Here is a 17,803-nt window from a genome sequence, read left to right on the forward strand (position 1 = left end):
AGATCTCTGCTCCTCTGTGGTTAAAATAGTCCAGGTTACAAAAAAGAAAAAGCCCCGATCGCTCAGGGCTTTTTTCATTTAATATTCGTCTTCGTTGAAGAAGAAATCGTCTTTGGTCGGATAATCTGGCCAAATTTCTTCGATGGTCTCATAAGGTTCTCCATCATCTTCTAATTCTTGAAGGTTTTCTACTACTTCCATTGGTGCGCCGGATCGGATGGCATAATCAATTAATTCATCCTTGGTGGCTGGCCAGGGTGCGTCCTCTAAATAGGATGCTAATTCGAGTGTCCAGTACATAGTGTTTGTTTTAAAGGAGTTCCGGAGTTAAAGGGTGCAAAATTATTCTTTTTTTGAAATATTCAGCGTTGTTTTATTATTTAAAAGAAAGTTGCTTCAAAATATAATTTTTTACATCAACCTTTCTCTTCACGGCAAATAGTTTTTTCTTCATCATTATATCAAAATCAGCTGACTGAACGCGGAAATTCTCCGTATTGTTTTGTGCCGCTTCCAGCTCAGTTTGATCTCTTTTCAATAAATCTTTTAGTAAAGCAGTTTTTATCTGAATTTGTTCCGCTTCTGGTTTTTCGTCAAAGTCAGGGTACTTACCATGAACAAGTTTCTCTAAGAAAGCTTTCTCAAATACGATGTCGGAGAAGAATTGGAATGACCTCACGATCAAATTAGCCTCTCTTGGTTTGCGTGGGGGTAATTTTCTCCATTCTTCCTGAATCGCTTTGGCTCTCCCAATGAGTTCGTATGACGTTGGTTTACCTGCTAATGTTTTGATTTCTTCCGTTAAAGTCTCCACCTTCCGCATTAGTTCCCTTGGGTTCATTTGCGGTCCAGTTTGAAGGGTCCTTTTGTATCTGGAGAAAATTCGGTTGTTCAATCTGGAAAACTCATCCCATAGCGGTTGTCTCTTCTCTGCGGGTACTTTACCGGCTTCTTTCCATTGACGTTGGATTTTCTTTGAAATATCAAAAGCAGTTTTAGCATCAGGAAAATCATGTGCTTCCCTAGCCTGAACAACTAACGCTTCATATACTTTGATATTTTCTTCAGCCTGAAGTGCGAGTCCTTCGAAGAAATGTCTTCTGTTTTCGAAGAAATGCTGCACGATGTCGTTGAAAGTGCCTTCTATTTCTTCCTGATGTTCCTTATCAACAGGGCCGGTTTTGATCCAGCGGAGTTTTAATTCCTTGTAAAACTCGGTAGTTTCTTTCCAGTCTGTATCGTCTTTTTTCTCTTCGGCTTCTTGAATCAATGCTTTTTTGACCTCAAGATTTTTGGTGCGATTTACCTGAATTATTTCGTTCAGGAATTCTTCTTGTTCGCTAAGATCTTTAATTAGGGGTTCGAAATCTCCCAATGCATCAGATTGCATAAGAGATTCTCTGAGGTGAATAAGTTTCATCAGGAAAGACCCCTTGTTCTGGTTTTCCTGAATATCATTCTTGAGTTTCTCTACTTTTTGTTTGAGTTGTTCAAATCTATCCTCAAAATATTTAAGTGTAGAGGCCTCATCTTCTTTTACTTCTCCGATTACCCTATCGTCCTGCCCCAAAAATCCCCTCAAATAAACTTTGTCGTTTTTGATATATCCATACGGATGCTCCATTGCTCTACAGTAGGTTAGGTGGCGGTTTTCGAATTTCCGCAAATTAATTAATTCAAAAGCACTTATCCTAAGAAAGCGGTTTTTTTGCCATCTTTGATTCTTAAGCGCAATTTCTAAGTAAAAATATAACGCATGAGTTCAGAAAAAATCATCTTTTCCATGGCAGGAGTTTCAAAAATTTATCCGCCACAGAAAAAAGTCCTTAAAGATATCTACCTCTCATTTTTTTATGGAGCCAAAATCGGTGTTCTCGGTTTGAACGGTTCGGGTAAATCTTCTCTTCTTAAAATCATCGCTGGAATGGACAAGGAATTCCAAGGTGAGGTTGTTTGGTCTCCTGGATACACCGTGGGGATGCTGGAGCAGGAACCAAAGCTTGATCCTACCAAAACAGTAAAAGAAGTCGTAGAAGAAGCGGTTTCTGAGACGGTCGCTTTGTTAAAAGAATTTGAAGCTATCAATGAGAAATTCATGGATCCAGCATTGATGGAAGATCCTGACGCTATGGATAAGCTAATTGAGAAGCAAGGCGAGGTGCAGGAGAAGCTTGACGCAGCTAACGCGTGGGAACTTGACGTGATGCTGGATAAAGCTATGGATGCGCTTAGACTTCCTCCTAGTGATGCTAACGTCGCTAATCTTTCTGGTGGTGAAAAGAGACGAGTGGCACTTTGCCGACTTTTATTACAGGAGCCGGATGTATTGTTGCTCGATGAACCTACCAACCACCTAGACGCTGAGTCAGTACATTGGCTGGAGCAACATCTTCAGAATTATAAGGGAACTGTCATCGCAGTAACGCATGATAGATACTTCTTGGATAACGTTGCCGGTTGGATTCTTGAGCTGGATCGTGGCGAGGGTATTCCATGGAAAGGAAATTATTCTTCTTGGCTTGATCAAAAGCAAAACCGATTGAAGCAAGAGGAAAAGACTGAATCCAAGCGTCAGAAAACATTGGAAAGAGAGTTGGAGTGGATCAGAATGACCCCGAAAGCCCGTCAGGCGAAAGGTAAGGCTCGTTTGAGTGCGTATGATAGATTGGTGGGAGAGGAGTCCAAAGAGAAAGAAGCGAAGCTTGAATTGTTTATTCCTCCAGGACCTCGTCTTGGAGCCAAAGTTATTGAGGTGAATGGCGTTTCTAAAGCATATGGAGACAAGCTGTTGTTCGAAAACTTGACTTTTGCTTTGCCACAAGGTGGCATAGTTGGAGTAATCGGGCCAAATGGTGCGGGTAAATCCACGCTTTTCAAATTAATCACTGGACAGGAAAAACCTGATGCTGGTAATTTTGAGGTTGGCGAGACAGTGCAACTAGCTTATGTGGATCAAGGACATGATTCCTTGGACCCAAACAAGACAGTGTACCAGACAATTTCCGAGGGAAATGAGCTGATGATGCTGGGTAATAAAGAAGTGAATGCTAGAGCTTATGTCTCTAAGTTTAACTTCGGTGGAGGAGATCAGGAGAAAAAAGTCGGTGTGCTTTCCGGAGGTGAGCGAAACCGGGTTCACTTGGCGCTGACACTGAAAGAAGGTGGAAACCTATTGCTTCTCGATGAGCCTACCAACGACTTGGATGTGAATACACTTCGAGCGCTGGAAGAAGCTTTGGAAAACTTCGGCGGATGTGCAGTAGTCATCTCCCACGATAGATGGTTCTTGGATAGAATCTGTACGCATATTTTGGCTTTCGAAGGAGATTCTCAAGTGGTGTGGTTTGAAGGAAACTTCTCCGACTATGAAGAGAATAAGAAGAAAAGATTGGGTGATGTAGAGCCTAAGAGGATTCGATATAAGAATTTGAAGTAAGTAGGCAGTGGCAGTGATCAGTATTCAGGTAGTCAAATAAAAGACGAATGCTAAAATCTTGGTAATGTGGTCAAAAATAGTTGGTGACTTTGGTATAAAATTTCATTATAATCTGCGACAGATTTGAAGAGGACGTAAGCTCTGCTGAGGAGCAACTTACCAGCAATAAAATCTGTCAAGTGGAATGGAAGGGCTTCGTTTTTTCGGAGCCCTTTTTTCATGCTTCATTCTTCTTGTCCCATGGCTTGGAAAACCTTTTACCTTGTTGATTTTTGAAGTACAGATACCATTTCAAAAAGCTTTTTCTGTTTGCGTTCGAAAGTCCTCTATGGACATTGAGATTGTTTTTTAAATGTCCGAAGAACGACTCCAGACCGTTTGTTGATTTGGGTATTTTTGGGTTTTCCAGATAGTGAAACAAATTGGGCAGTGCGCTCATAATTACAGAGAAGGAACGCTTCAACAGCTTATGTTTATACCAGTATTTTCCAGTGGTGGGGTTCACGGTTTTCTCATGCACAAACTCATGATGACGGGCATCCCAATTGGCCAGATCCAGCAGCCAAAAGCTGAGCTGCTGTTGGGTACGGATCAGATGCAGTGTAGAGATGATTCTTCGAAGTTCCTCGACCAGGAATGCTCTTTGGTTTACTGGAAAGCCATATTCTGCACATACGCTGGACATGGATCACACATCGCTGAAGGGTCACATCGGGGCAAACTTTCTTCACCGCCCGTAGTAGAGCCCGGTGACCATCACAGGTGATGGATTCAATCTGAACACCAAGAGCCAGCAGATTTTCCAGGTCTTCTTTCAGCTCCTCATACCGTTCTCCACTACTGAAACGGTAGAGCTGGGTAAACTTGACGGTGTTGTCCCGATACAGAATCAGACACAAGTCGTTGGTGAAATAAGTGCCATCAATGATCAGGTTTACACGCTCAGAGGGGTAAACACTCAGCATCGGTGGCTCTTTCAAATAGCCTTTGAACAGCCGCTGGATGGTGCTTTTACTGTACCCTGTGAGAACAACCAATTGCTCCAATGTTTGCTTGCCGATAACCCACTTTTCAAACCATATAAATTGGTTGGACTTGGCCACCGATGGATTCGAACCGGTAAAGAGAATCCCGCAGTTTTTGCATTTATATCGCTGCTTGCCGCCTTGCTTTCCCCACTTGATTGAGTCCAGAAAGCCACATGCCCAACACCTTTTTTTTTGACTTTTCCATAAAACAAAACAACCTTATTGAAACCACTTTCAATAAGGTTGTCACAAAAGACAGTAAATCAATAGTTTACACAGCTTTTACCAACTATTTTTGACCATTAAATCAAAATCTTAAAAACGTTTCGTCACTACGAGGTACGAAGCAGTCTAAAAGAAAATCTCCGGAGTAGAAAATACTTCGGAGGTTTATTTCCTACGAAAATTTATTAGTTAAACCCTCAGAATTAATAAGGTTTTGAGGGTTTTTTAGTTCAATTTCAGAAAAGTTGAGTTCTTCTATTTAAATCCCTAGCTGAATGGTGAACGGTCAAAATATCTACCAGAGTATCTCCTTTTGTACGAAATAGGATTATATAACTCCCCTCGACAAGTTGTCGGATATTTAACTCACCGAAAATTTCTAGCTTTTGGCCAGCTAGTTGATATTGTTTCAGAATATAGGTTCTCTGCCTTATTCTTTGGATTTGAATTTTAGCATAGCGTTTGGAGTCCTTGCTGATGTATTCAGCAATTTCTTTCAAATCGTTAACTGCTTGATCTGTCCAATTTACTCGAACCATTTGTTTACTTCTTGATCCAGTTCTTCGTCTGAAATCACTTTACCTTCCTCGGAATCTTTGAGCCCAGTTTCTAATTTTTGGACTAGAATTAAATGCTCTACCAAGTCGTCTAAAGAAAACTCCTCAGGAAGTTTCTCTAATTGCTTTTTTACCAATTTTTTAGTTAACATATTGAAAGGGTTTAATCAAATATAGTGATTTTAGGATTTGGGATGCTTTTTCTAACCAAGTCTAAATGCCTGTCTTTTTCGTTTTGTTAAAAAATGTAACGTTTCCTTTAAACCCTCTGATCACACTTGAACGAGATTTATTAGGACGAAAGAATAAGTTGTATTGTTACGAAATTTTAATAGATTAGCTAAAAATACAATTAAATGAAGCTCCAATTCTCTTTAATAGGTCTTTTATTCTTGATTTTTTCATGCGGAGAAAAGACAGTGAAATCCAATGAAATCCTGGAATTCGAATTCGTGAAAGTTGACTCCCTAGTCACGGATATTCTGGAGACAGTTCGGATTCTTGACTACCACCATGAAAAAGAATTGTACTTGACAGTTAAGCAGATGAGTATGGAGGGACATTACATGCTACTAGATAAAAATGGAGAGATAGTAGCGGAAAATAAACTGTCCGAAGGGCCAGACGCATTTGGGATGGTTCTACTCAGAGCTGGCTTTATTGGGGATGAGCTTATGTTTGTCTCAGATGGAGAGGTTTTTGTCTATGATCTTGAATTTAAGCAACTTCGGAAGTTTCCTTTTGAGCAAAATCCGAGAGTCAAGTTGGTTCATTTCACCTTGGACAATCTCAGCACTTATAAATCTTCAATGGGTGAGTTAAGTGCTATCGCAAATCTAAATGATGGCTATTTGCAGCCATACCCATTGGATTATTATGATACTCTAAACATGGTTCATCTGCTGGATGTTCGTACTGGATCTGTTTTAAAAGGAGGGGAATTGAATGAAAATGGGAAATTTCGTTCGGGAAGGTTTTATCCGTTTATGGACAAGCCCGTCTATTTTTCTGACCTTCAATCGAAGTATATTTCCACTATTTTACGCGGTGATACCACTCTGTACCAACTAGACCCAAATCAAAATTTCAGCGTTGTAAATCAAATCAAGTTGAATAGAATACAGCCTGATATTGTCAAGGATATTCCAATGGAAGATGCTTCATTTACTAGCGTTAAAGAGTATAGGTCTGAAAATGTCAGGCTGGGTGGAGCCTTTGATCAAATGATGGGAAATGGGGATGAGGTCTTAGTAGGTTACCAGACGGGGGACGATTTGGATTTGGCAGCTTTAAATGCTGGTAAACAGGATGGCGAGGAATTAATTCAAACCAAAAAGAGATTTTACTTTTTAATTAGGGATGGAAAATTACTTGGGAAGGAGGTCGAGTGGACATTGCCAGGAAGTCTGCAATTAAATGTGGGACCAAATAGGTATTTACAGTACGGAGATCAAGCCGAACTCCATGAGTTTGAGAAGGATTATCAGTGCTACTATATCTATGAGTTAAGAGAAAAGGAATAGCCAAATCAATCCCTGCTCCCGAGCCCTTCGAATTCCTATGAATAGGCAGCGTTATCTCGAATACTGATCAATAGATTATTAATCTGCTAGTTTTTAAAAACTTCAAATACTAGGAGGTCTCAATCCTCAACAATGGGCTAATTTTTGGTGTTTTATCCGCTTTTGTGGGATTTTAATTTATACGATCTTGATTAAAGATTAAACTTTCTATAGTTGAGCAGCAGGAGTAAAAACTATTACTTGTTGTTTATTGGAAGGATATCACATATCTTAACTAAGAATTATATAGTATGAAGACTTTGAAGACAGTATCAAAAATTGTGGGAGTACTTTGGATGGTGTTTTTCGGGATTTCCGCCCTTTTTACACTTAAAAATCAAGCATTCGATTTTTCAAGCTTTTATGGTATAGGCTATTTCGTTGGAATGCTCCTAGCATTGCTAATCATAGTATCAATTGGTTTCTTTTTATTCAGATGGGGTGCCAAAAAGCCAGCTCTCTAAAAATCTGGATTTGTAAGAAAAATTTTTTGTTTAAAAATTTGAAACCTCAATCGGCTATTAATGAAGAAATCTGACAATTTGGATTTTGATAGTATTGGAGCAAATTGACCGTCTCCCTTAAGTCAAGGACCTTTGGGCAGCTTGGAGAAATGTTAGCCATCTCACAGCTCCTTCTTAAGGAATCAAAAATAGGTGTTCTGGGAATGTCCATGGGGACAACTATCATATCTCGTGCATATCCTGACATAAAAAGTAAAATAGATTTTATCATTGGAGAGGGGTACGTAACCAATACCTCAACTGTAGCAGAAAGACTGAAGGAATTAGGCAAACATGTCCTCCTTCCTGAGGAGTCAACCGATTACCAAAAATCGGTCAATTCTATTCAGGTTCCACTTTTGATCTTAACTGCATCTGAAGATACAATTACTACTTATGAAGATGCCTTAGCTCTTGGTAATACATTAGGGGAAAATTGTACTGTTGTCCAATTCGAAGGAGAGCATCTCGCTGGTTTTCAGGTGGACTATGATAATAAAGGCTTTGGGGGTTGGTATTTGGAGGAGATTGATCAATTTGTCAAGAGCCTCGAATAAAGCATTTTTAAGTCCATACTGAGACTGCTTACTGCGACTGGAAACTGATATTTTGGTCTTTGCGATCAACTCAGCGTCCTCAGCGGTTAAAGTAAATAAACCTTCGAGGTTTTAAAAACCTCAAAGGTTATCAGATTATCAGATCCAACTCCTATACCCTTCCCAAGTAAATAGAATCAGAGATTACTAGTTTTTTATTATTCAGAGGTCTGTAAAAAGTTAAGTACACTTCCCAGTCCCTTTCCGAATTTTCGCCCTCAAGTGCTACCAATGCTTGCAAGTTTCTTCTTCTCCCAGCATCCTTTATCCAGATATGCTTTTGTAATTCCGGCTGGTTCAATAGAATCGTCACACTGTCTCCTTCACTGGCATTTCCTTCCACTGAGTTGTCTTTCCAAGAGACAGTAATTCCGTCTGCTGTCCGAATTGCCAAAGGGGCTTCAGCTCCCAAAAGACTGTCCCTGCTGATTTGTAAGAAGGCAGGATTTATTCGTGGATTAGCTTTATGATTATACCCCTTGGTGGATACATTGGTATGCGCCCAATTTACCCCGGTTTTTTGGTCTAGATAATTCTGATATCCAAAATCCAATACCCGGGAAAGAGGTCTGAGATAATCATTTACTTCTGCCAGTCTATTTTGATATACTTTTTGAAGGGGGTGGGATTGGTTCCGTTCTTATGAGGAGCACGGGGCAAACTTCTCATAATGATTTTGCCATTGAGCTTGTAAAAAGTAAAACCTCCCACTTTTCCTTGAGGCTGAATTACACTGGACTCTGAAATAGTAGCCATAGTTGTTCGAGTTTAAAAGTTTAACTACAAACAAAGTAAAAATAAATATCTAAAGATCAAATGGTTAAGCAATTATTAGTCGTTTTTTGAACTGTATTTTTACAGGTTAAAAGCAGGGTGTTATTATATAAAACCTGTCTAATCCCTGTATAAACCTTGGATAAACCCTAAAGATCAAAAGCATTTTATCAATTTTCTCTCAGGGAAAAGTTTGGGATAGAGGTTGACATTGGCAGAGGTAAATAGAAAATGCCTTATCCTGGATTCTTTTATGCAGTCTCTTGGATAGTACTTTGGGCTATTTGGCTTGAGTGGGTTTTACCTCGATCGAGCAATTGTTGTTTAGAAATATGAGCAGCTAGGAGTTCAAAGAAGTATTGCCTATTGCTTACATCTAGGTGCGTTTTATCTAATTGTGAAAGTTCAAGCATCCAGCATTGGTACATTTCCCAGAGGTACATATTGATATCTTGATCTGAGTAGTATTCGAATAGTGCATTTTCGGAATGGTCAAATGAAAGTGTCATCTTGAATAGGCTTTGATGTACCTTAAGGTCTTTGGTTTTATTAGGCTAAAGTATTCTTATGAAGGATGTTTTAGAGGGTGAACTAGGATAAAATATTCCGGTGGGTGGCACCATTTGTTTAATGAGGATTGAAACTGAATTGAAATCGTCCGTCCCTCTGGGACTTTGGTAGATCTTCTATTTATTTTATTTGCAGAGGTTAAAACCTCTGGCTAGGAGAAGATGGGCCGTCCCTCTGGGACTGATAAGGGATAGGCAGCTTTTAAAGTGTATAGCGAGCAGCCAGCCTGTAGGGTCGGATTTTTATGGCCTTAATGCCGTAGGCATGATCGATGTACATAGCCAGCCATTTCAATGGCTGGGATTTGGAGTTAATAGATTTCCCGAAATGCCGTAGGCATGGGCGATATCATTTAGAATTGGTGTCCATATGACACATTTTGTCAAGATTTTTTAATCAATGCGGTGATATCCTTGCTCCATTCCCAGAAATGGAATAATTTAGTTCAAGGACTTAGCAGAGAATTTCCTACTTTCCCATAACACTTAGCAGACTATGAACGAGAAAATCCACCACGGCAGAAATATCAAGCGCTTCAGGGAAATGATGGGCATCAAACAAGAGGCCTTGGCTTTTGAGCTAGGGGAGGACTGGTCCCAGAAGAAAATCAGCCTACTTGAGCAAAAAGAAGAGGTGGAGGATGAGTTACTTCGACAGGTGGCCGAGATTTTAAAAGTACCTGCTGAGGCGATTAAGAATTTTTCGGAAGAACATGCTATCAATATTATCTCGAGTACTCTTCATGATAATGCAGGATCTATAAATAACCAATGCTCTTTAAATTTTAACCCAATCGACAAATGGGTAGAAGCATTGGAAGAGAATAAAAAGCTCTATGAGCGCCTTTTAGAATCGGAGCGGGAGAAAGTGGAGATTATGAAAAAGATGTTGGAGAAGTAATTTCTTACAAATTCGCATAGCCTTTCTGAGATTCAGAGAGGCTTTTTTGGCTGCAACCAATACCTATAATTGGAGATTAAACTTTTATATGAACGTCCATTATAGAGTCAATATACCTCACTTTATGTTTATCCTTTATTTTAGAAATTGATCCAATAAAAATCATTTCTCTATATTCGAAATGATTTTTCATTCTAGCTTTAACTAATATCTTTAGAAAGCTTTTTAAATTTTAACTCTCTAGAAAACAAAAGCCCTTACAGCTTAAATAACCAATGTTCGAACAAACCTTTAAAAACGTAGACGATATCCTTCACAAAGACGCGGGCTGTGGCTCAGAGCTGGATTATGTGGAGCAGACTTCTTGGGTACTTTTCTTAAAATACCCTGGATGATCTGGATCAGGATCGGGCTACTGCTGCCGAACTGGAAGGCAAAACTTATACCTCCATCATCAGTCCGGAATATCAGTGGAGTACTTGGGCGGCACCTAAACTTCCAAACGGAGAACTCGATCACCATAATGCAAAGACTGGCGATGATCTCAATGATTTTGTGAATATCAAACTCTGGCCTTACCTCAAAAGCTTTAAGCTTTCTGCTGCAAGTCCAGCTACCATAGAATACAAAATCGGAGAGATCTTCAGCGAACTTAAGAACCGAATCCAAAGTGGTTACAACCTTCGGGAAGTAATCAATCTGATCGATTCATTACGCTTCCCGAACCTATGCCGAAAAGCATGAAATGTCCCATCTCTACGAAGGAAAAATCAAAAACATGGGCAATGCAGGGCGAAATGGTGGAGAATACTAGTACTCCTCGCCCACTGATCACCACCATCATCAAAGTGGTCAATCCCCAAATCGGCGAAACTGTCTATGATGGCGCGGTGGGTTCGGCTGGATTCCTCTGCGAGGCTTTCGATTACATGCGAAACTCCAAGTCACTGACTACTGCCGAGTCTGAAATCCTTCAGAAGCGTACCTTCTACGGAAAGGAAAAGAAATCACTCGCCTACATCATCGGGATTATGAATATGATCCTGCACGGTGTGGAAGCTCCGAACATCATCCATACCAATACGCTGGCTGAGAATATCGCGGATATTCAGGAAAAGGATAGATACGATGTGGTGCTTGCCAATCCTCCTTTCGGAGGAAAAGAAAGAGCAGAAGTGCAGGAGAAGCTTTCCGATCCGAACAGGAGAAACCGCCTCACCTATTCCTTCAGCACTTTATTAAAATCCTTAGAGCCGGTGGTCGAGCTGGTGTAGTCATCAAAAACACTTTTCTAAGTAATACCGATAATGCTTCAGTCGCTTTACGAAAGCAACTCTTGGAAAACTGCAACCTCCATACCGTGCTGGATCTTCCGGGAGGAACCTTCACCGGTGCAGGTGTAAAAACCGTCGTTCTCTTCTTCGAAAAAGGAAGCGCTACAAAAAAGGTATGGTTCTATTCCCTTAATCTGGATCGCAACTTAGGCAAGACCAATCCACTCAATGAAAATGATCTCGCGGAGTTTTGTGGAATTACAAAAAACATTCGCGGGATAGCGAAAACTCGCTGGACTGTCAAATATCTCCGATGTCATTTCGAGCGGAGTCGAGAAAGGCCGAAACCACCTTCGACCTCTCTGTCAGGAACCCAAATAAAAAAGAAGAAGCTGCCCTTCGATCTCCACAAGCCATTTTAGAAGAAATGAAAGCCTTGGATGAGGAAAGTGCGGATATCTTAAACTCAATTTTGGAATTGATATGAAGGAGGGTTGGGAAATAAAGAAATTGATCGAAGTGTGTGAGCAAATTACTGATGGTAGTCATTTTTCACCAAAATCATCTGGTGATGCCGAATACCCTTACATTACTGTTAGAGATATTGATAATGATATTATTGACTTTGATAATTGTAAGTTCATTAACAAAAGTGATTATCAATCCCTTTTGAAAAACGGATGTAAACCTAATTCTGGCGATCTTCTTTTTTCAAAGGATGGAACTGTTGGTAAGGTTTCAATTAGTGGATTCCGAGAAAGACTTTGTAGTGCTTTCATCATTAGCAATTTATAAGACCTAAAAATAAGGTTATTGATTCCTCTTTTATTGAAGTACATTTTAAAAGACCCATCATTCCTAGAAACGGCAATTGGAATGAAAACTGGCGTTGCGATAAGAAGAATTATTTTAAAAAATCTGAAACAGATTGAGATATGCTTTCCCAAATCCCTCCCCGAACAACAACGTATTGTTTCCATTTTAGACGAGTGCTTTGCGGCGATAGACAAGGCCAAAGCCAATGCCGAACAAAACCTCAAAAACGCCAAAGAACTTTTTGAAAGCTACTCGGAGATAGCATTTAACGATAACTCACAAAATTGGAAAGTTAAAACTCTTGGTGATGTTTGTTCTTTATATCAAGGTATTGCTATAAATGCAAAAACTAAGCATGCAATTGTTGAAAAAAGTGATTTGCCTTTGCTTAGAATAAAAGATCTAAGAAATAATACCGTAGAGCAATTTATTGATCCTGAAAATTATCCTAAAAATGCTTTGGTAAATACAGAGGATATTATTTATACAAGAACAGGTAATTCTTTAGGTTTAGTTTTTAGGGGGAGACGAGGTGTTCTTCACAATAACTCTTTTAAAATTGTACCAACAAAAGAATTAAGTAGAGACTACCTTTTTAACTGGTTACAAAATCCAAAGTTTAAATCAAGAGTATTTGGATTAGCATTTAAAGCAGCTCAGCCAGATATAACACATTCGATATTTAAACTTCAGGAAATAAAATTACCCACCGTAATAGAACAACAAGCTATCGTCCAAAAAATAGATATTATGCGAGCTGAAACACAAAAGCTAGAAGCAATCTATCAACAGAAACTAGCTGACTTGGAAGAATTGAAGAAAAGTGTGTTGCAGAAGGCGTTTTCGGGAGAGTTGACGGAAGGGAGGTTGAGGTATGAGTAGTTTAAGAAGCCAAGAGCTAAAAGCTACAGCTGGAGACCCATTTGAAAATTGTCGATTAGACAGAAAAAAGTATGCTGAGATTCTGACCAGTATCATCCAAACTTATGAAGAGGGATTTGTCTTAGGACTCAATAATAAATGGGGCGAAGGAAAAACAACATTTATTCGTATGTGGCGACTGTATTTAGGTCAGCCTGAGAGAGGATTGAAAACTCTTTTTTTTAACGCTTGGGAGCATGATTTTAATCACGATCCATTATCAGCCATACTTTCTGAACTCAAGTCACTGGATATTTATGATAAGCAGGAATTCGGCCCATTGCTTAAAAAGGGAGCAAAATTAACTAAGTCACTTATTCCAATATTTTTAAGTGCGGTTGCTGAAAAAGTTGTCGATACAAAACAAATAAAGGAAGCTTTTCAAAAACTATCCGAAGATGCAGCATCTATTTTTGAAGAGGAAGTAAATGAATACGCAGATAAGAAAAAGGGATGTACGAACTTCAGGCAGAATTAGAGTCTTATATAAGTAAACTAGAAAAGAAGCCTTTGGTCTTTTTTATAGATGAACTTGATCGTTGTAACCCCAAATATGCGGTTGAATTCCTTGAAGTAGTAAAGCATTTTTTCTCTGTTCCTGGAATCGTATTCGTGATCTCTATCGATAAAGAACAGCTTTCACATTCCATCAAAGGTTATTTTGGTAGTGAAAACCTAAATACAGAAGAGTATTTGAGAAGGTTTATTGATTTGGAGTATTCGATACCAGCTCCAGAATTGGAAGATTTTATTCAATACATGTTTCAAAAATCAGGAATGAATGAATTCTTCAATCTTGAAAATAGGAGAAATAGTTATAATTATGAAGAAGAAAAAAATAGATACTATGAATTATCAAAAGCACTTTTTTCAAATTCAGGAATCAGTTTAAGACAAATTGAAAAAATATTCAATCACACAGCACTTATTTTTCAGAACCTTCATACAATTTCTCACACATATCCAGAAGCGCTATTTACTTTGGTTTTTATAAAATTCGTAAATCCTGAATTTTATAAAAAAATAATTGCTAAAGAATTCACAAATCAAGAATTAGTAGGGAAACTATATGAAATCTTAAGGCCAGTTTCTAAAGGAAATAGTAATGTGGATTTTGTATTAATTGAAGCTATAGTACTATACTTATATGCTAAAGATGAAAACAATATACCAAAAGGAATTTGGGTTAATGAAAGATTAGGCAGAGGGCTTTTAATCAAATCTAGTTTTCATAACAATGATTCTTTAGAAGATAAGCTTTCTCTAATAAGAAACGACGATAGTTTTAGAAAAATAAATATGGATTATATCACTGGAAGGATAGAATTACTTAATAATTTGAGAATTAGCTAATTTTTATGATTCAGGTTTTTATATCGATTTAAAGATTAATGAGCGATCAGGAAAAAGATACAAAAGGATTTATTCCCCAGCATGGAGGTTACCGCAATCTGTTTAGCTATCAGAAGGCGGAGATTATCTATGATGGTACGGTATATTTTACCAATCGCTTTTTTCATAAGTATGATCGCACAGTTGGTCAGATGGTACAAGCTGCAAGGAGTGGCAAACAAAATATTGTCGAAGGAAGCATGGCTTCAGGAACTTCCAAAGAAATGGAAATTAAGCTCACTAATGTTGCCCGTGCTAGTTTAGAAGAGTTACTTATCGACTATGAGGATTTTCTGAGAACCCAGAAGCTTCCGATTTGGGGCAAGGATCACCGACTGGTCGCTCGCGTTCGCGAGCTCAATAAAAGTACTCCAACTCCTACTTACGAGACATTCCAGAAAGCTATAGAGCATGAGAGTCCTGAAATCGTAGCTAATTCTATGATTACGTTAATCAAGATTTGTACTTATTTGCTTAACCAGCAAATAAAGCAATTAGAGATTGCTTTTGTAAAAGAAGGAGGATTGAGAGAGCGGATGACCCGAGCGAGAATTGAAAAGAGAAAGAAAAAGCCATAATTGAAATTGGGACTTTTGGGACTCTTGCGACGATGTCCCAACTGTCCCAATTGTCCCAAAAAAACACCAATCCATGAACGAATCCGAAACCCGCGCCGAACTGATCGACCCCAAACTGAAAGAAGCGGGTTGGGGAATTGTGGAAGGCTCTAAAGTCTTGCGTGAATATCATATCACCGCGGGTAAGATTCAAGTAGGCGGTCGTGGAAAAAAGCAAATCGCTGATTACGTTCTAGTTTACAAGGGTACTAAGCTAGCTATCATCGAAGCCAAAAGTGCTAACCAAAGTGTCGGCGAAGGTGTAATGCAAGCCAAGCAATACGCTGAGAAATTAAAGCTAGCGACTACCTACTCTACCAATGGCAACCATATCTACCAAATCTGCATGGAGTCAGGTTTGGAAGGGTTGGTGGATGATTTTTTAAGTCCCGACGAGTTATGGGAAAAGACTTTCCCAACAACCCAATTTGACGCAAAAGAGGACTTTTCAGGAGAATGGAGAGAACGATTTGCAGCTGTACCTTTTGAAGATAAGTCAGGAACATGGGAACTTCGGTATTACCAGGAAAATAGCAGTTGCGAGGACACTGGAAACCATAGCCAAACAAAAGGATCGCGCTCTATTGACTCTTGCGACAGGAACAGGAAAGACAGCTATTTCCTTTCAAATTGCTTGGAAGCTTTTCCAAACGAGATGGAATCTTAATGATCGAGACAAGCATCCTGACCAAGCTAGCCGTAGACCAAGAATTTTGTTTTTGGCAGATCGGAATATTTTGGCAAATCAGGCATTTAATTCATTTTCTGCATTTCCAGATGATGCGCTTGTTCGCATCAAACCATCAGAAATAAAGAAAAGCGGGAAAGTCCCTACTAATGGATCTTTGTTCTTTACCATCTTCCAGACTTTTATGTCAGGAACAGATGAACATGGAAAGCCTGCCCCTTATTTTGGGGAATATCCAAAAGACTACTTTGATTTAATAATCATAGACGAGTGTCATAGAGGTGGTGCTAATGATGAAAGTAATTGGAGGGCGATTATGGAGTACTTCTCTCCTGCTGTCCAATTGGGTTTGACTGCCACACCTAAGCGAAAAGATAACGTAGATACCTACCGCTATTTCGGCGAACCGATATATGTGTATTCACTGAAGGAAGGAATCAACGATGGTTTTTTGACCCCTTTCAAAGTGAAACGAGTTCAGACCACATTGGATGATTACATCTATACTTCGGATGATGAAGTTCTGGAGGGAGAAATCGAAGATGGAAAACGCTATGAGGAAAAGGATTTTAACCGAACCATAGAGATAGAAGAACGAGAGCGCAAGCGAGTTCAAATCTATCTGGCAGATTGTTATCAAAAAGAAAAAGCGATTGTCTTCTGTGCCAATCAAGCCCATGCTGCATTGATCCGAGATATGATCAATCAGGAGAGTAAGAGCAAAGACCCTTTCTATTGCGTTCGTGTTACCGCTAACGATGGAGCAGAAGGTGAAACCCAGCTGAAAAAATTTCAGGATAACGAAAATTCTATCCCTACCATCCTGACTACCTCCCAAAAGCTATCAACAGGAGTGGATGCCAGGAATGTCAGGAATATTGTGTTGTTACGGCCTGTCAATTCCATGATTGAATTTAAGCAGATTGTAGGTCGGGGAACACGCGTTTTCGATGGGAAAGAATTTTTCACCATTTACGATTATGTAAATGCAAACCATCATTTCGCTGATCCAGAATGGGATGGTGAACCTGCTGAACCAGAAGTAGTACTTGGTGATCCCCCTTTGGATACTCCATGCAAAGAGTGCGGAGAACTGATTTGTGTTTGCGTCAAAGAGCCAGCAGCCCCTTGCCTTGTTTGTGGTGAATCTCCATGTACCTGTGATAAGAAGTCAAAGAAAGTAAAAGTCAAATTAGCCAGAGGAAAAGACCGTACGATCCAGCACATGATGTCCACCTCTTTTTGGAGTTCAGATGGAAAGCCGATTTCTTCAGAGGAATTTATGGCCGATCTTTTCGGAGAACTTCCCAAGCTATTTAAAGACGAAGAAGAGTTAAGAGCTATTTGGGGCAACCCAGTAACAAGACGTACATTTTTAGAGAGTTTGGATGAAATGGGATTTCCCAAGGATGACCTTCTCACCCTTCAGAAGTTGGTAAATATGGAGAAGAGTGATCTTTTTGATGTTTTGGAATATGTTTTTAATGGAGATTTTATCGCTAAATCCAGAGCCGAACGTGCTCAATTAGCCAAACAAGCTGTAATTCCATTATTGAATACGAACCAGCGAGAATTTATTGATTTCGTTCTTGAAAAATATGTGGAAGTAGGCATTGAGGAACTTGACGATTCCAAACTGAAATCCTTAATCGAAAACAAATACCAAAGCTTACCTGATGGTCTTAGCGTATTAGGAAATGCCGGAGAGGTCAGAAAAATGTTTATCGAGTTTCAGCAGTATTTGTATAAGGATGTAGTGGCATAGTAAATCTTAAAATTAAGCTACCAAGCCTTTCTTACATAAAATCAGAATTGGCATACACTGATAGAAAAGTGATGCAGATTTCTTTTATGAACAGGAAGAGGGTATTCTAAGGTGAAAGGAAATTGCAAGTGTTGCAGAAATTGCAACAGTTGCAAAACCAATTCTATTCAGATCAATTT

Annotated in this window: 19 protein-coding genes and 3 pseudogenes; 13 read left to right on the forward strand and 9 right to left on the reverse strand. The window is 39.2% G+C overall.

The features are described 5' to 3' along the window. Positions 1-78: 78 nt before the first annotated feature. Both AC0L6R_RS04370 and AC0L6R_RS04375 read right to left on the reverse strand, forming a co-directional pair. Positions 79-300: a DUF2795 domain-containing protein gene (locus AC0L6R_RS04370; RefSeq protein ID WP_024284896.1), complete on the reverse strand. Its 222-nt coding sequence runs from the start codon at positions 298-300 to the stop codon at positions 79-81. Between the two features lie 76 nt (positions 301-376). Beyond that, a complete protein-coding gene (locus tag AC0L6R_RS04375) occupies positions 377-1,624 on the reverse strand; it encodes a DUF349 domain-containing protein (RefSeq protein ID WP_283414476.1) in 1,248 nt (415 codons plus the stop codon). A gap of 132 nt (positions 1,625-1,756) precedes the next feature. On the opposite strand from AC0L6R_RS04375, the gene ettA reads away from it, so the two are divergent. Then, complete coding sequence (gene ettA / locus AC0L6R_RS04380) at positions 1,757-3,436, forward strand: energy-dependent translational throttle protein EttA (protein WP_473270083.1); 1,680 nt, start codon at positions 1,757-1,759, stop codon at positions 3,434-3,436. A gap of 524 nt (positions 3,437-3,960) precedes the next feature. Here the strand turns inward: ettA and AC0L6R_RS04385 are convergent. The 3 genes from AC0L6R_RS04385 to AC0L6R_RS04395 form a co-directional block, all read right to left on the reverse strand. After that, positions 3,961-4,539 carry a transposase gene (locus AC0L6R_RS04385; RefSeq protein ID WP_473270084.1) on the reverse strand — a complete coding sequence of 193 codons (579 nt, stop codon included), beginning with the start codon at positions 4,537-4,539 and terminating at the stop codon, positions 3,961-3,963. 386 nt (positions 4,540-4,925) lie between these two features. Continuing rightward, positions 4,926-5,228: a type II toxin-antitoxin system RelE/ParE family toxin gene (locus tag AC0L6R_RS04390; RefSeq protein ID WP_473270085.1), complete on the reverse strand. Its 303-nt coding sequence runs from the start codon at positions 5,226-5,228 to the stop codon at positions 4,926-4,928. Continuing rightward, positions 5,216-5,398: a hypothetical protein gene (locus AC0L6R_RS04395; RefSeq protein WP_473270086.1), complete on the reverse strand. Its 183-nt coding sequence runs from the start codon at positions 5,396-5,398 to the stop codon at positions 5,216-5,218. The genes AC0L6R_RS04390 and AC0L6R_RS04395 overlap by 13 nt, the downstream gene beginning before the upstream one ends. Positions 5,399-5,602: 204 nt before the next feature. Between AC0L6R_RS04395 and AC0L6R_RS04400 the strand changes: the two genes are divergently transcribed. Next, a complete protein-coding gene (locus AC0L6R_RS04400) occupies positions 5,603-6,769 on the forward strand; it encodes a hypothetical protein (protein ID WP_473270087.1) in 1,167 nt (388 codons plus the stop codon). A 652-nt stretch (positions 6,770-7,421) separates the two neighbouring features. After that, positions 7,422-7,868 carry an alpha/beta hydrolase family protein gene (locus AC0L6R_RS04405; protein ID WP_473270088.1) on the forward strand — a complete coding sequence of 149 codons (447 nt, stop codon included), beginning with the start codon at positions 7,422-7,424 and terminating at the stop codon, positions 7,866-7,868. Between the two features lie 151 nt (positions 7,869-8,019). Here AC0L6R_RS04405 and AC0L6R_RS04410 read toward each other — a convergent pair whose 3' ends face one another. The 3 genes from AC0L6R_RS04410 to AC0L6R_RS04420 form a co-directional block, all read right to left on the reverse strand. Then, the gene (locus AC0L6R_RS04410; RefSeq protein WP_473270089.1) at positions 8,020-8,460 is read right to left on the reverse strand and encodes a DUF6266 family protein; all 441 of its coding nucleotides are present in this window, start codon (positions 8,458-8,460) and stop codon (positions 8,020-8,022) included. Positions 8,461-8,489: 29 nt separating this feature from the next. After that, positions 8,490-8,663, reverse strand: coding sequence for a hypothetical protein (locus AC0L6R_RS04415; protein ID WP_473270090.1), 174 nt, complete (start codon positions 8,661-8,663; stop codon positions 8,490-8,492). Between the two features lie 269 nt (positions 8,664-8,932). Beyond that, positions 8,933-9,190 carry a hypothetical protein gene (locus AC0L6R_RS04420; RefSeq protein WP_473270091.1) on the reverse strand — a complete coding sequence of 86 codons (258 nt, stop codon included), beginning with the start codon at positions 9,188-9,190 and terminating at the stop codon, positions 8,933-8,935. Between the two features lie 556 nt (positions 9,191-9,746). Between AC0L6R_RS04420 and AC0L6R_RS04425 the strand changes: the two genes are divergently transcribed. Beyond that, on the forward strand, positions 9,747-10,151 hold the full coding sequence (locus tag AC0L6R_RS04425; RefSeq protein ID WP_473270092.1) for a helix-turn-helix transcriptional regulator: 405 nt from the start codon (positions 9,747-9,749) through the stop codon (positions 10,149-10,151). A gap of 291 nt (positions 10,152-10,442) precedes the next feature. Here AC0L6R_RS04425 and AC0L6R_RS04430 read toward each other — a convergent pair whose 3' ends face one another. Beyond that, complete coding sequence (locus AC0L6R_RS04430; RefSeq protein ID WP_473270093.1) at positions 10,443-10,820, reverse strand: hypothetical protein; 378 nt, start codon at positions 10,818-10,820, stop codon at positions 10,443-10,445. Between the two features lie 71 nt (positions 10,821-10,891). Here AC0L6R_RS04430 and AC0L6R_RS04435 point away from each other — a divergent pair, with 71 nt between their 5' ends. From AC0L6R_RS04435 to hsdR, 9 genes and pseudogenes are all read left to right on the forward strand, one after another. Next, on the forward strand, positions 10,892-11,425 hold the full coding sequence (locus tag AC0L6R_RS04435; RefSeq protein ID WP_473270094.1) for an HsdM family class I SAM-dependent methyltransferase: 534 nt from the start codon (positions 10,892-10,894) through the stop codon (positions 11,423-11,425). Next, a pseudogene (locus AC0L6R_RS04440) lies at positions 11,395-11,655 on the forward strand (N-6 DNA methylase); the annotation flags it as partial. The gene AC0L6R_RS04435 and the pseudogene AC0L6R_RS04440, both read left to right, overlap by 31 nt. Positions 11,656-11,738: 83 nt before the next feature. Then, entirely contained in the window at positions 11,739-11,912 is a 174-nt protein-coding gene (locus AC0L6R_RS04445; RefSeq protein ID WP_473270095.1) for a hypothetical protein, read from the forward strand. Next, positions 11,909-12,430, forward strand: a pseudogene (locus tag AC0L6R_RS04450) (restriction endonuclease subunit S); the annotation flags it as partial. The gene AC0L6R_RS04445 and the pseudogene AC0L6R_RS04450, both read left to right, overlap by 4 nt. Positions 12,431-12,499: 69 nt before the next feature. Next, the gene (locus tag AC0L6R_RS04455; protein WP_473270115.1) at positions 12,500-13,123 is read left to right on the forward strand and encodes a restriction endonuclease subunit S; all 624 of its coding nucleotides are present in this window, start codon (positions 12,500-12,502) and stop codon (positions 13,121-13,123) included. Continuing rightward, positions 13,116-13,640, forward strand: a complete 525-nt coding sequence (locus AC0L6R_RS04460; protein ID WP_473270096.1) for a P-loop NTPase fold protein — start codon at positions 13,116-13,118, stop codon at positions 13,638-13,640. Before AC0L6R_RS04455 ends, AC0L6R_RS04460 begins: the two co-directional genes overlap by 8 nt. Continuing rightward, entirely contained in the window at positions 13,616-14,515 is a 900-nt protein-coding gene (locus tag AC0L6R_RS04465; RefSeq protein ID WP_473270097.1) for a KAP family P-loop NTPase fold protein, read from the forward strand. Before AC0L6R_RS04460 ends, AC0L6R_RS04465 begins: the two co-directional genes overlap by 25 nt. 38 nt (positions 14,516-14,553) lie before the next feature. Continuing rightward, positions 14,554-15,132, forward strand: coding sequence for a four helix bundle suffix domain-containing protein (locus tag AC0L6R_RS04470; protein WP_473270098.1), 579 nt, complete (start codon positions 14,554-14,556; stop codon positions 15,130-15,132). Positions 15,133-15,205: 73 nt separating this feature from the next. Next, a pseudogene (gene hsdR / locus AC0L6R_RS04475) lies at positions 15,206-17,624 on the forward strand (EcoAI/FtnUII family type I restriction enzme subunit R). The last annotated feature ends 179 nt before the right edge of the window (positions 17,625-17,803 follow it).

The sequence above is a fragment of the Algoriphagus sp. 10J20-15 genome (assembly GCF_055809615.1).